The 13860-nt window shown below is 67.2% G+C and carries 11 protein-coding genes; 5 read left to right on the top strand and 6 right to left on the bottom strand.

The annotated features are described in order from the left end of the window. Window positions 1-911: 911 nt before the first annotated feature. The 5 genes from CG723_RS42185 to CG723_RS42165 all read right to left on the bottom strand — a co-directional run bounded on the left by CG723_RS42185 (window position 912) and on the right by CG723_RS42165 (window position 6210). Window positions 912-2213 carry a ParB/RepB/Spo0J family partition protein gene (locus CG723_RS42185; protein ID WP_100598860.1) on the bottom strand — a complete coding sequence of 434 codons (1302 nt, stop codon included), beginning with the start codon at window positions 2211-2213 and terminating at the stop codon, window positions 912-914. Beyond that, complete coding sequence (locus CG723_RS42180; RefSeq protein ID WP_100598859.1) at window positions 2210-3451, bottom strand: ParA family protein; 1242 nt, start codon at window positions 3449-3451, stop codon at window positions 2210-2212. Before CG723_RS42180 ends, CG723_RS42185 begins: the two co-directional genes overlap by 4 nt. Before the next feature lie 306 nt (window positions 3452-3757). Beyond that, window positions 3758-4549, bottom strand: coding sequence for an ABC transporter permease (locus CG723_RS42175; RefSeq protein WP_100598858.1), 792 nt, complete (start codon window positions 4547-4549; stop codon window positions 3758-3760). Continuing rightward, on the bottom strand, window positions 4546-5508 hold the full coding sequence (locus CG723_RS42170; protein WP_100598857.1) for an ATP-binding cassette domain-containing protein: 963 nt from the start codon (window positions 5506-5508) through the stop codon (window positions 4546-4548). The genes CG723_RS42175 and CG723_RS42170 overlap by 4 nt, the downstream gene beginning before the upstream one ends. 30 nt (window positions 5509-5538) lie before the next feature. After that, complete coding sequence (locus CG723_RS42165; RefSeq protein ID WP_100598856.1) at window positions 5539-6210, bottom strand: DUF4097 family beta strand repeat-containing protein; 672 nt, start codon at window positions 6208-6210, stop codon at window positions 5539-5541. 286 nt (window positions 6211-6496) lie between these two features. Here CG723_RS42165 and CG723_RS42160 point away from each other — a divergent pair, with 286 nt between their 5' ends. From CG723_RS42160 to CG723_RS42140, 5 genes are all read left to right on the top strand, one after another. Next, window positions 6497-7231 (top strand): helix-turn-helix domain-containing protein, encoded by a 735-nt coding sequence (locus CG723_RS42160; protein ID WP_100598855.1) that lies wholly within the window; start codon window positions 6497-6499, stop codon window positions 7229-7231. Continuing rightward, on the top strand, window positions 7228-7449 hold the full coding sequence (locus CG723_RS49455) for a helix-turn-helix domain-containing protein (RefSeq protein ID WP_100598854.1): 222 nt from the start codon (window positions 7228-7230) through the stop codon (window positions 7447-7449). The genes CG723_RS42160 and CG723_RS49455 overlap by 4 nt, the downstream gene beginning before the upstream one ends. A gap of 418 nt (window positions 7450-7867) precedes the next feature. After that, window positions 7868-8119, top strand: coding sequence for a hypothetical protein (locus CG723_RS42150; RefSeq protein ID WP_234374820.1), 252 nt, complete (start codon window positions 7868-7870; stop codon window positions 8117-8119). Then, the gene (locus CG723_RS42145) at window positions 8119-9723 is read left to right on the top strand and encodes a helix-turn-helix domain-containing protein (RefSeq protein ID WP_100598852.1); all 1605 of its coding nucleotides are present in this window, start codon (window positions 8119-8121) and stop codon (window positions 9721-9723) included. Before CG723_RS42150 ends, CG723_RS42145 begins: the two co-directional genes overlap by 1 nt. Further along, complete coding sequence (locus CG723_RS42140; protein WP_100598851.1) at window positions 9724-10299, top strand: transcriptional regulator; 576 nt, start codon at window positions 9724-9726, stop codon at window positions 10297-10299. 502 nt (window positions 10300-10801) lie between these two features. On the opposite strand, the gene CG723_RS42130 is transcribed toward CG723_RS42140, so the two are convergent. Beyond that, complete coding sequence (locus CG723_RS42130; protein WP_100598850.1) at window positions 10802-13387, bottom strand: DEAD/DEAH box helicase; 2586 nt, start codon at window positions 13385-13387, stop codon at window positions 10802-10804. Window positions 13388-13860 lie beyond the last annotated feature (473 nt).

The following is a 13860-nucleotide window of genomic DNA, read 5'->3' as shown; positions in this document are numbered from 1 at the left end:
GACGCGGCGACCGCAGTGTCGTGCCCTGTCGGAGGCGGCCGCGATGTTCACGATCCCCAGGTCCACGCCGAGGAGGCCGGCCGGGTGGGTGTTCGGGGCGGCTTCGTCGATCTCGCAGGTCGCGATCAAGAACCATTTCCCGCCCTGGCACACCAGGTCGGACTCACCCCTGCGGTGCGCAGCCAGGACCTCCAGCTGCTCGGCCTGCCCGGTGAACCAGCCGTCCGGTCCTGCTCCAGATCGACACCGTTTGCTGCTCGTGCTGCCAGGACAGCATCCGGTCGTCGTACGGCTGTGCCGCCTGGGGCCGGAAGACGACCGGTTTGCCCGAGGCGCGAGTGTGCCGCTTGGTCCCGGGCCGCCCGTACCGTCCCGCCCGGAGGTTCGCCTTCAGGGTGGTGTAGGCAGCGCAGGTCTTCTTGATCGCGTGCTGGGTGGCCTGCGCGCCCAGTCCCCACCTGACCCGCATCTCGGCGTAGGTGTGCTTGCGGAGCTCAAGCGGACGTCGCGCGTTTTCCTCGAATGCAACCTCGGCCGCTCAGGTCGCCGCTTGATTGCAGGCGTGCAGGTCGCCTCAAGTGCCGTCGCCTGTACGGGCGTCGGCAGCAGCTTCACCCACCTCGACCCTCCCCGCGCACACCGCCGTAGCCCGGCTCCACCGAAACGCCTCCCGGCCGCTCCGCAGCCGTCATGGCCTACGGCACATCACGGCGAAGCTCCGCGTCGCACCCCGTGGATGCGATTCCTCCAGGGCGCGAACGACCGGGGAGGAATCGCAAGATGCCGCTGAAGTTGTGGTTGTGGCTCTTTCCATACGCCAAGAAGGCCCGCCTCCACTATCGGTGGGAGCTGGGCCTTCTTGGGCTGAGTGTCGCGCGTTGGTGGGCTTGCCGATGGGCAGGCCCAACACGTCAGATTGCGGGCCGCTTCCGCAGCTTTGTCGCGACCAGGATGTCGACCATCTTGAAGAACTCCTCATCCGTCTCCATCTTCCGGATCAGGAGGTGCGCGCTCATGGCGCCGCTGTCGTAGGGGAACTTCTTGCCGTCAGCCTCGTGACCGTTCGTGTCCCGCTCCGTGAGTTCGTGGGCCCTGGGCTCGGGGACAGTTTCGGGAGTCGTGGCCGGCGGGGACGAAGTCACCGCTGTCTGGGCATCGTCGCTCCGGGGCGCGGGCTCAGCACTCTCATTCTTTACCGCGGTAAAGCCGGGGGTCGGCTGAGCTGAGTTGGTCGGTGCAGTCGGCGGTTCGGGCTGCGGATTCTTTACCGCGGTAAAGCCGGGGGTCGGCTGAGCTGAGTCGGTCGGTGCAGTCGGCGAGTCGGTCTGCGGATTCTTTACCGCGGTAAAGCCGGGGGTCGGCTGAGCTGACTCGGTCGGAGCAGTCGGCGAGTCGGTCTGCGGATTCTTTACCGCGGTAAAGCCGGGGGCCGTCGGCGCCGGCGGGGACAGATCTCTCCGGAGCTCTACCGGTTCCGCCTGCGCCAGCTTCTCCTCCGCCCGGGCCGCCAGCCGGTTCGCCCAGGCAGTGGCCTGCTCCTCTACCGGCAGCTTCACCAGGTCCCGAGTCTCCCGAACGGGCAGTACACCCGCACTGACTAGGTCCTGGAGTTCCGGAGCCAGCTTCAGCAAGTACAGCTGCTGGGTGACCCACCCGGCCGACTTGCCGAAGTGCTCCGCGACCTTGGCCTTGCCTCCGAGCTGCTCAACCATCGTCTGGATGCCGATGGCCTGCTCCACGGGGTCCAGGTCCTCGCGGTCGTTGTTCTCCGACAGGACCGCGTCCAGAAACGTGGCCCTGGACGCCGCAAGCGTGTCGTCGACGATGACTTCAAGGGTGTCGAGACCCGCCATCTGGGAAGCGCGGAAGCGGCGCTCGCCATTCGCGATGACATACCGATGGGTCCCCACCGCATCGGCCTCTTCCTCCCACAGCTTCAGGTAGGCCTCGCGCGTGACCGCAACAGCCGGCTGAAGCTGCTTCACCTCCAGCTTGCGACCAAACTCCTTGAGGTCCTCATCAGTGCCGAAGTTACGACGCGGGTTGAACCGCGTTGGCACGAGCTGTTCCAGCGGCAGCGTCTGCAGGCGGCTGTCGGGCGCGCCGGTTGTGGCAACGCCGGTCGCTTCCGCGACGGCCTGGCGCCGAGCGCTGACAGGACGGGTCTGGGTGTTGCCGAACCGTCCGCCGCCCAACTGGTCCTTCTTGCTCATGACAGCTCCCGCGCCATGGCCCGCATGCTGATCGCGATTTGGCTCTTGGGCGCGTACGACAGCAGAGGCTGCTTCATTCGGACGGCCTCCTTCTGCTCCTTGCGCTCACTGACGATCGCGACGACACGCGGATCCTTAATGTCCATCCATCCCTCGAGGGAGGACGTGGCGATGTAGCCGCGCCGCGGGTCGTAGAGGTTGACGACCAGACCGAGGTAGTCGACATCGAGGTCCATGTCGTTGCGCAGGTCTTCGATCTGGTTCGTCAGCAGGTCGTAGGCATCGGCTGAGCTGTCCTCTGCCTGGACGACGACGAGGGGGCCGGACTGGCCGGGCACTTCGTCCTTCCGGCGCCGCCCGTAATAGACGGCGGCGTCCATGCTCAGGCCGAGGCTCGGGGGGCAGTCGACAACGATGACGTCATAGTCGGCTTCCAGCGGTGCAAGGGCACGCTCCAACGCGGCTTCCCGGGCGCGGACTCCGGAGAGCCGGACGTCGAGGAGAAACGCGTCGTTACAACTGGGCAGCAGGTGGAGACGGTCGCCGAACCGTTCCCCGTCGACGGTGACGATGAGATCCCGCAGGTCGCCCTTGGGGGAGCCGCCCATGTGGTTGGTGAGACTGTCGCCGTCCTGCGAAATGGGCAGAGGCGTTGCACCGAGCTGATTGGTGAGGTGGCACTGGGGGTCGAAGTCCACCAGGAGGACGCGCAGGCCGATACCGGGAAGGTTCTCGACACCGAGCGGGTCCTCGTCACCGTCCGGCTCCGAAGCAAGTTGCTTGGCGATCTGGACCGGGTACAGGCTGTTGCGGTCCTCAGCCATTGCCTCACCGAGGCCGGCGGTGATGGCGGTCTTTCCCACGCCGCCCTTCTGGTTGCACACCACGAACCGCCGGGTGACGACCGGCCGTTCGATCTCGGGTGCCGGATGGCTGTCCAGCCACATGTGCACGGCCTGCGCCAGTCCCTGAGTGAGGGACACACTGCGCTGCTTGGTGACCGCCTTGAAGTCGTCCCACTGACCGTGCGGGAGGAAGGTGGAGAACGAGTCGGCGCCGGCCGTGTCGACAGGTTCAAGCCCGGAGGCGAGCCCGGTCCAGGCCCTGACGGCCTGTTCGATGGCCGTCTGGATCTCGAGACCGTGCTGGGCGCATCTGACTTTGAGGCTCTGGCGAAGCAGGCCCGGCAGCTTGGATACGACCTTTTCCCGGTCGCCTGAGGTGGTTGGAGAACTCATGCGTGTCACCTTACTAACGTCGTAGATCAAATTACGCCTCGACACGTTAGTTTCTCGGAACGGATTCTTTACCGCGGTAAAGTCTGGGCCTGCCCAACGAGTTCATACCATCCCAAACTTCCCGAACCACCTCGTCTACCTCCCTGAGTCCGCATCAGGTCCCGGTCTCATGCTGCCGAGCCGGCGGCCAGATTCTTTACCGCGGTAAAGGCGTGGATGTGGCGGCGCACCCCGGGTGTGGTGTGGGGGTGCGCCGCCATGGGGCGGAACGGGGTTGCGGGTGGTGGGCCCGCGTGGCCATCTCGGCTACTTCGGGTCGTTGTTGAACTTTGCCTTCGACCAGTAGTAGCCGAGGACGGTCAGGCCGAGGCTCCAGGCGATGGTGAGCCAGCCGTTGTTGCCGATCTCGCTGCCGAGGAGGAGGCCTCGCAGGGTTTCGATGGCGGGGGTGAAGGGCTGGTACTCGGCGATGGGCTGGAACCAGCCGGGCATGGTGTCGGTGGGGATGAAGGCGCTGGACAGGAGGGGGAGGAGGATGAGGGGCATGGCGTTGTTGCTGGCGGCTTCGGCGTTGGGGCTGATGAGCCCCATGCCGACGGCGATCCAGGTGAGCGCCGTGGCGAACAGGACGAGGAGCCCGAACGCGGCCAGCCATTCAAGCGCGGTCGCATCCGTGGACCGGAACCCGATCGCGACGGCGACAGCTCCCACCAGCACGACGCTGGCGATGCACTGCAGGACGCTGCCGATGACGTGGCCGATGAGGACGGATCCGCGGTGGATGGCCATGGTGCGGAAGCGGGCGATGATGCCCTCAGTCATGTCGTTGGAGACGGAGACCGCGGTGCCGATGGTGGTGGACCCGATGGTCATGAGGAGCAGGCCGGGGACGATGTAGGCGATGTAGACGGAGCGGCCGGCGCCGGTGCCGCCGATGCCGGTACTCATGACGTCGCCGAAGATGTAGACGAAGAGCAGGAGCAGCATGATCGGCGTGAGCAGCAGGTTCAGGGTGAGTGACGGGTAGCGCCGGGCGTGCAGGAGGTTGCGGCGCAGCATGGTGGTCGAGTCGCGCACGGCGAGGGACAGGGAGCTCATCGGACGGTCTCCTTGGGCTGGTTGGGGATGCGGGCGTTGCCGGTGAGGGCGAAGAACACGTCGTCGAGGTCGGGGGTGTGGACGGTCAGCTCGTCGGCCTGGATGCCGGCCGTGTCGAGGCGGTCCAGGATGGAGCGCAGGTCGCGCTGGCTGCCGTCGCTGGGGATCAGCAGGGAGAGAGATTCGTCGTCCCTGCCAGCGTCGCGCAGGGAGAGGGTGGCGTTCTGGTAGGCGTCCGGGTCGGTGAAGCGGAGCCGGATGTGTCCGCCGGGGATGAGGCGCTTGAGTTCCTCGGCGGTGCCTTCGGCGGCGATCTTGCCGTCGTTGAGTACGGCGATCCGGTCGGCGAGTTCGTCGGCCTCATCCAGGTACTGGGTGGTGAGGAAGACGGTGACGCCGTCGGATACGAGTTCGCGGATGATGCCCCACATGGTGTGGCGGGAGCGCGGGTCGAGGCCGGTGGTGGGCTCGTCGAGGAAGATGATCCGCGGGTTGCCGACCAGCGTCATGGCGATGTCCAGGCGGCGCTTCATGCCGCCGGAGTAGGTGGAGGCGGGCTTCGATGCGGCGTCGGTCAGGTCGAACCGCTCGAGCAGCTCGGCGGCGACCCGCCGCCCCTCACGCTTGGACAGGTGGTGCAGGTCCGCCATGAGGAGCATGTTCTCCTCGCCGGTGATCAGTGCGTCGACGGCGGAGAACTGCCCGGTGACACCGATCGCGGCACGTGCCGCGTGGGCGTCAGTGGCGAGGTCGTGTCCGCCGACGCGCAGTTCGCCGGAGGCGGGGTCGGGGGAGATGAGGGTGGAGAGGATTTTGACGGCGGTGGTCTTGCCGGCGCCGTTCGGCCCGAGCAGTGCGAACACGGTGCCGGTCGGGATGTGCAGGTCGATGCCGTCGAGGACGGTCTTGTCGCCGTAGGACTTGCGCAGCCCGTTCGCCGCGATGGCCAGGTCGGTCATGGTGACTGCTCCTCAGAAGCTGCGGGTGGGTTAGAGGCTGCGGGCGGTGATGTCGCCGTGGGCGGTGGTGGCGTGGATGTTGAGGCCGACGTCGGCGCCGTTGGTGTTCTGGAGGGTGTTGTGGATGCGGCCGTAGGTGGTGCCGGCGTCGAGTGAGGCGGAGACTCCGCGGGCGGCGCCGATGGTGATGTCGCCGGACAGGGTGTGCAGTTCGACGGTGCCGCTCGTGGCCTCGGCGATGTTCAGGTCGCCCTTCTGCGTGCTGATCTGGGACGGACCGTTCAGGCGGCCGACGAAGACGTCGCCGGCCTGGAGGGTGAGGCGGGCGCTCGCGGTCTCGTCGATCTTGATCGAGCCCTGCGCTCCTTCGAAGGTGATGTCGCCGAGCCGTCCGACGCCGCGGAGTTCGGCGGCGGGGGCCTTCGCCTCGATGCGGGAGCCGGCGGGCAGCTGGACGGTCACCTCGACGGATCCGGAGTTGCCGAGGATCCGGTTCTTCGTGGTGGCCGCTTCGATGCGCAGGACGCCGTCGGCGTAGGCGACCGTGACCTGCTCGGCGGCCTTCACGTCGCGGCTCTTGGAGGCGTCGGCGGGCAGGACCTCGACCGTGGTGTCGGCGCGGTCGGCGGCGATGAACTGGATGCGTCCCGCGGGGATGTCCAGGACGGCGAGGACGGGGGCGGGGGTGTCGAACTTCTGCATGGTTTTTTCCTTCGATCCGTCGTTTCTGATGAGCGAAACGCTACGTTGCATTCAAGGGTCAGGCAACACCGTTCTTGCGCAAAAACCCTATAAACGCAGGTAGTTACAGGGATTTCATTGCAATGATCTGGGCTCTAATGCAACGAACCCACTCTGGTTCGTTGCAATGATATGGAGGTGAACGCTATAGTCGAGGCGTCGGACCTCAGAGACGAACGCCGGATGTCGGACACCGGGCACGGACATCACAGGCCGGCGCATCGCCGGGAAGGAGAAGGAGACCGCAATGCCGGGAGGCAGACTCACCCAGCCGGAACGCCAGCAGATCGCGCTGGGACTGGCCGGCGGCCTCGCCTACGCCGAGATCGCCAGAACCCTGGACCGTCCGACGTCGACGGTCACCCGTGAAGTGATGCGCAACGGCGGCCCCACCGCCTACCGCGCGGACCTCGTTCACCGCGCCACGGAACACCGGGCCCGCCGCAAGCAGTCGGCGCCCCGCGACCCGGGCACGCCCCCGCAGCCCCACGGACGCGATGCCGAAGCGGTGCGCGCGTACGAGGAGACGTTCACAACCGTCCTCATACAGTCGGGCACGCCCAAGATGATGGCCCGGGTGATGGCCTGCCTCACCCTCACCGACACCGGCAGCCTCACCGCGGCCGAACTCGTGCAGCGTCTCCAGGTCAGCCCGGCGTCCATCTCGAAGGCGGTCGCGTTCCTGGAGAGTCAGGGGATGGTCCGCAGGGAGCGCGACGAACGCCGCCGTGAGCGCTATGTCGTGGACAACGACATCATGTACCAGTCGATGATGGCCTCCGCCCGTTCCACCGCCCACGTCGTCGACATCGCACGACAAGGCGTCGGCGTCCTCGGTTCCGGCACCCCCGCCGCCACCCGCCTCGAAAACATCGGACGCTTCCTCGACTTCGTCTCCGAACGCATCGCGCGCGCCGCGGAACAGGCCCGCGACATCCTCCACACCCAGCCCGAACCGCCGAAAGACCACACCACCACGTGAGCCCCCTCGGGCCGCGTACCGCCGTCGTCTTCACCGTCACGGCCCGTGCTTCCCGACCGTCAGGCTACGACCAGACCACAGTCGACGAAATCACCGAAGCGGCCGACGTGGCCCGCGGTGCCTTCTTCAACCACTTCCAGCGCAAGGAAGCCCATCGCCGAATGGGGCGAACAGCGGCGCGAACTGCTGCGCCAGGGGCTGAGGGCCGAAGGCCTTGAACACCCTGACGGCAAGGACACCCGACACGCGCTCTCCCGCTGCATGAGCATCCTCGCCGGCATCAGCCAGGAGAATCCGGCACAGACCAAAGCCGTCCTCACCGCCTGGGTGCGTGCGGGCTTCCCGCTCCACGAACAGCCCTGCGTCAGCGGCATGTTCACCGAGTTCATCAAGGCCGGGCAGGCATGGCACGGGGCAGGTTCCCGACACCGTCGACACCCAGCTCACGGGATACCTGATGCGCGATATCTGCCTCGGCATGCTCTACCGGTGGTCACAGTCCCCCGGTGACCACGGCAACGCGACCTGCACCCTCACGTCGCCCGGTTGATCGCTCACTGTCCCGCGATGGCCTGACTCAAAACGGCGACCGTCACGAATTTAATGTATGTCACTGAAAGTGATATCGTCTGGAGTGTGTCAGAGGTGGATGACGAGCGTGAACTCGCCGATGCGGTCGAGGTGTTGAAGGACGCCGAGGACCGCGTCGCCGATGCGCTGCGCGTGTATCTGGCCCGTGATCCGGTCACCGGGCGGCCGGTGCACGGCCGGATCGGGCGGGCGGCGCAGATCACCGGGTGGGGTGAGCAGCGGGTCAAGGAGACGGCCACCCCGGCCCTGGCCGAGCGTCGCAGGGCCAGGCGCTCGGACAAGGGGGTGGGTCAGTGATGAGCGAGTTCGACGCGATCGACTCCCTGCTCGCCTCGCTCACCCCGCAGGAGGAGCTGCCCGACACCGAGGTGCGCCGGAGTCTGCGCGAGCAGGCGGGACTGTCGAAGGCGCAGGTGGCCCGGGCACTCGGCGTGAGCCCGTCCACGGTCACCGGGTGGGAATCGGGGCGTGACCCGGCGGGGGAGACGCGCGCGAAGTACGCCTACCTCCTGGACGGCCTGGCTGCGAAGTTCGCGCCGCCCGCCGAGCCAGAGTCCGAGGCCGAGGCGGGGCCTGAGCCCGAGGCGGACGAGGTGGCACCGGCCCCGGTTGCCGCCACCGACGCGACCGAACCCTCACCGGCCGACGACACGGACGACAGGGACGACGCAGACGACGTCGAAACTCTGGCCACGCCCGAGCCGTGCGTCCTGTGCGCCAGCCCGGCCCGGCAGCGCGTGGCCGGCTTTCCCCAGCACCTGGACCCTGCCGACTGCCGGCCCACCGCTGGCACCACGACGCCGGCAGTCACGCCTGCGGCTCCGAGCGCACCGCAGGTCCAACCGTCACGTACGGCACGCCCGTCACACGCGGCGCACGGTGCGCAACAGCCCAAGAAACCGGCCCCGCGTGGACGGGCGTTCCAGGAACCGTCCGGTCCGGCCGACGCGATCCACCAAGCCGTTCAAGCCGCGCTCGCCGCCCACGAGGGCGACGTCGAAGCCGCGAGTGCCACGCTGCTGAAGCGGGCGATCCCGGACGCGATGGCGTTGCTGGACCAGACCCGCAAGGGCGCACGCTACGACGTGATCGCCCACCCCTGGATCCCCGACATCCTGAAGAAGCAGACCGCCAAGGGCGCCGACCGGATCTGGGAAGCCCGCCCCAAGTGGACCCGCCACGAGCTCCCGCCCGGTGAGCACGAAGTGACCGCGCTCGACATCAACGGCGCCTACCTCTCCGCCCTCAAGACCCACCTCCCACTCGGGCAGCTGGAACACTCCACCGGCTTCGACCACGACCGGCGCCGCGCAGGCGTCCACCTGATCACCCCACCGCACTGGGAACACGAAGCGGTGCTGCCGAACCCGATCGGAAACCGGGACGAACCCGGCCCCCTGTGGGTCACCGAACCCACCCTGCGCCTCCTGCTACGCCTGTCCGGCCCGAAATACGGCCTGTGCGACCCTCCACAGATCCACGAGTCGTACACTTCCGGCGCCACCGAGAACCTCCTGGAGAAGTTCCGCATCGCCCTCAAGGACGCCCGCGAACAGGCGATCAGCGACGGGGACGAGGTGACACTGGAGTACGTGAAAGCGATGTACTCCAAATTCGTGTCCACGATGGGGGAGTCGAACTACAACCGGGAGCTGTACCGCCCGGACTGGATGCACCTCATCCGCTCCCAGGCCTTCGCCAACCTCTGGACAAAGGCCTACAAGGCCCACGAAGAGGGCCTGACCGTGGTGCGTGCAATGGGCACCGACGAACTCCACGTCATCGGCGACTGGCACAGTGTCTTCCCCGAGGGCCGTGGCGTTACCGAGGTCAAGGTGAAGGACATCTACACCGCCGGAGCCGCCGGCGACGAAGCCCTGCATGAGGGGGAGGGGGAGTAAGTGCCCGACAGGAATCTGGAGTTCGGCAAATTCGGCGCCCGCGGAATCAAGGGGTACGAGGCCGCGGCCCGTCAGCTCGATCACCTGGCCGCCTTCATCGCCAGCCCCGCAACCACCCGCCGCGGCATGCTGGCCCGCCTCCACTACCTCACCCGCACCGACCATGCACGCGCCGCCGCACGCGAGGCCGGACTCACCGTCACCGACCGCACACTGAAGCGCTGGGCCGAGGGCAAGGCCGCACCGTCGAAGAAGAGCCTGGCACAGCTGGAGGACGCCTACCGGCAGGTGCGCCGCCACAACGTCGCCCGGCACCTGCTGCAGCGCCTCAACCGGCAGGGCCGGGGCACCCGCGTCGAGTTCCATCCCCTCAACCAAGCCCAGGTCCCCCGACCGCTCCAGCGCGACGTCTCCTTCCGCACCCTCAACGTGCGGCACTGGGACCGGATGGTGCAGGCATGGGCAGCCGATGACGACGAGGCCATGGACGAGGCATGGTTCGACGGCATCACCGTCGACCTCGGCTCCGACTACGGCGCCTACGAGTACGTCATGAACATCGGCTTCGCCGCCTGACAGCTGCGGACTCACCCAGTGGGACCGCCGACAGCCCCCCGACAAGGTGACCGGACAGACCCAACGGCGGCAGCCGGCGGTGAGCCACAGGACACCCGCAGGCGCTTCCCGACCAGGGCGGCGTCGTTCAGCCGCTCCGCCCGGCCTGATCACGGTTCATAGAGCGGAACTGGATGTGATGCTCGTGAGGGCCGAGGGCCGAGGGCCGAGGGCCGTGCGGGTGGGACGTGCTGGGGTCAATCGGCCCTGTCAGCCGACGGGTGGGATGAGGACGGTGCGGCCGAAAGGTCCGCCGTGCGCGGCGGCGTACCCGACGCGTCGTTTACGGCGTCGAGTCGGAACGCACGGACCCGTTCGAGACCGAGATCGAGCACACCCGATGCGATGAGCCAGATCAGGCGTTCGCGGAGCGCGGGTACATCCACTGCCCGCGCTCATCCCAGATTTCACATCGCGTCGGATGGCGTAGCAGCGTGCTCGGTTCCTGCCTCTGTGCTGTCGCCTACCAGCGCATACCCAACGCTTCGAGGTCTGCTCGTCGTTGCGGGGTGAGTTTGTCGGCCCTGCGGCGGGTGTTGGCGAGGAACATCCCGAGTGCCACGGGCACACCCTCGACGCCCGCCCGGGAGCCGGCCTCGACGCCCGCCGCGCCGTGTCCAGCCTCTTCCACGGACACCTGCTCAATGTGTTTCCTGGGTACCTGCAGGTGCCCTTCACGGGCATGGAAGCGGCGGGCGGCCGCCAGGTTGAGCATCCACTTGTCGTCCTGGGTACGGCGTACCGGCCGCTCGTCCTCCCCGGCCTCTTCCACGCCCAGCACGCTTTCCAGTAGCCACTGCTGCGCCGCCCCGAGCTTGTCCCATCCCAGCCGCTGCGCCTTGACCCACACACCGAGGTCCTCGCCCTGCACAACCAGAACACCCGCCTCGCGGGGGAGGATGCCGCCGGCATCGATGTGATTCTTGGCAAGACGGAAACAGCGCTGCCAGCCGGTGTCCCACGTAGGGCACCAGCCCGGGTCGATCGCGTCCAACGCGTCCTGACGGCTCTCCGAGAGTCCCCACCCTCCCGCAGGCACCAGCTGGCCCTGTTCATACGCGAGAGCAGCCTCCACGGCCTGCCGGGCAGCAGCCCGCTGGTTCTTCAGCCACACCCCGACCGGGAACCCGCCCTCACCCACAGCACCGACCGGCGCCAGCAGGTGCCCGTGTTCTTCCGCCCAAGCCCGCGCGTGGGCGAGGCCTTCATCGAAGGCGTTGTCGTGCGCGTTCCACACCATGCCGAGCTTGTCCAACTGCCGTACCCGCTCGCCCTCGAGCAGCTCCGCGTTGTAGTGCTTGCGCTGGTCCGCCAGCCACACCCCGAGCGGAAACCGCGCAGGGGACCAGTCGTCCGGCGTCACGTACCGCTGCGGCACCTGCAGCACCTGCGCTCCGCTCTCCTTCAAATACTGGATCGCAGCCTGGATGCCACGCCGCCAGTAGGAGTTCTCCGGATCGATGATCCGCAGACTGATGAACTGCGCGATCAACGCCGGATCCCGCGGCGTACTGAACTTCAGCAACTCCGCAGCCGGCCCACTGACCACCGGCTCGGCACCCTCGCCACCAGCAACATCCTCGCCGCTGTCGCCCTGCTCATCAACGGCGCCTTCGACGACTTCCCCCTGATCCCCATCCTGGACCCAACTCCCACTGCGCACACGGGGATCAGCGAGCGCCTCGATCGTCTCCGTGTCGTGCGCCCGCAAGGCTCCAAGAACCTTACTGAGGGTGTCGTAGGAATTAGAAACCAGCATCTCCCCGCCCTCTTCGCCTGGACCGAGAAATACCGGAACGACCAAAGTCGCGAGTTTCCCCTCACCGGGCTGGATACGCAGAGCACGTCCGACCATTTGCACGATATCCACCATCGAACCCCGCGCATCACAAAAAGCAACAGCATCACACCGGGCCGTATCGACCCCTTCCCCCAGCACCTTCACGGACCCCAGAACCTGAACCGCGGCCTTCACCTCACGACCACCGCACCCTTGCCCGCCCTCGCCCCGAGCCCAGATGAAATCAGAGGCGAACTCCTGCAGCACGGCCTGACGATGCCCGGGGGAGTGCTCCCCGTACAGCCACTGCGCCCACACCCGACCCGCCGCCGGGAACCGATCGGGATCGTCAGCATGCAGCTGCTCCGCGACGGCCGGCACCCCAGCCGCCATCGCCTCCGCCTCCGCCACCCGACTGTGGAACGTCAGAATCCTGCGCAGCTTCTCCTCCACAGCCGCCGTCAGCAGCCCAGTCTGCAAAGCCGCCAACCGCGCACCCCGCACATGATCAGAACCCAACGGCTCGCCCTGCAGCGCCTGATGGACGTCCTCATCACGGATATCCACACAGACGACCTGGTAGGGCGCCACGATCCCACGCCGGATCGCCTCAGACAGCTTCAACTCATACGCCACCGGACCGAACAGCTCGCTGTCCCGATCCATCGAAGCAACCATGCCCGGCATCTCACCACCGGCCTCCCACACCCGCGGCGTCGCCGTCATATACAACCGCCGCTGCGCCGGAATCTGCCGCTGGTCATGCACCGCCGCCCACGGCTTACCAGCATCACCACTCGTCCGATGCGCCTCATCGACCACGACCAGGTCCCAGACCCCAACTCCGGCTCCATGCGCCCGCTGCAGCGTCCGCAGCCCCAGCGAGGCGTAGGTAGCGAACACCGTGACCTGCTCCAGGCCCCGCAGCCACAACCGCAGCTCCTCCGCACTGGTCGTGCACGGCACGCCCTGACTGTCCGCGGCACTGAGCGAGCACACCCCCACCATGGCCCCACCACGGCCGCCGGCCCGCCATGCGGCCGCCGTCTGCATCAGCAGATCCAGCGTCGGCACCAACACCAACACCCGCCGCGCTTTCAGACGGCGAGCTGCCTCCACCGCCATCAATGTCTTGCCCGATCCGGTCGCAGAGACGACCTGCGCCCTCAGACCTTGCGTGGGCATGTTTCCATCGGTCGGTTTCTGAAGTTCCCTCAGAATTCCGTCGACAGCCTCGACCTGATGCGGAAGAAGTTTCATTGCTGCCATTACGGTCTCCCGTGATAGATATGTTCGGCAGGGGTCAAGGCCACTGAAATGGTGTCGCCGACTAGCGAAGAATTTGCGACGTATATCAGGGCCAGCAGGGGGGGCGGTGGTAAGCATCCAGGCCATAATCTAGCTCACTTGTCATGATGACACACACGCGGCTTAGGAGATTCTCACCCTGTCCGATTCCGACCAGAAGCATGACGGATCGTCAAGAGCCTGCGCGCCACACACAGACGCACCGCCACATCCACCGATCAGCCCGTGTAGCCAGCCGCTTTTGGCGGGACCGCGCGGAGCGTGGACCTGCCAGGTCGGATCGCGGAGCGATTCGAGCAGCCGGGCCGCGGAGCGGATCCGGCAGGCGTCACGGAGTGACGCCAACTCACCGACGAAGTCGGGGAGTTCTTCCCGCGCGAAGCGCGGGAACCGCCGCGTAGCGGCGGCGCGTCGTGTCTGCGGAGCAGACCGCG

The organism is Streptomyces sp. CB01635, from assembly GCF_002803065.1.
Classification (GTDB): Bacteria; Actinomycetota; Actinomycetes; order Streptomycetales; family Streptomycetaceae; genus Streptomyces.
The sequence above is the reverse complement of the archived record's forward strand: the minus strand, read 5'-3'. Positions and strand labels throughout refer to the sequence as shown.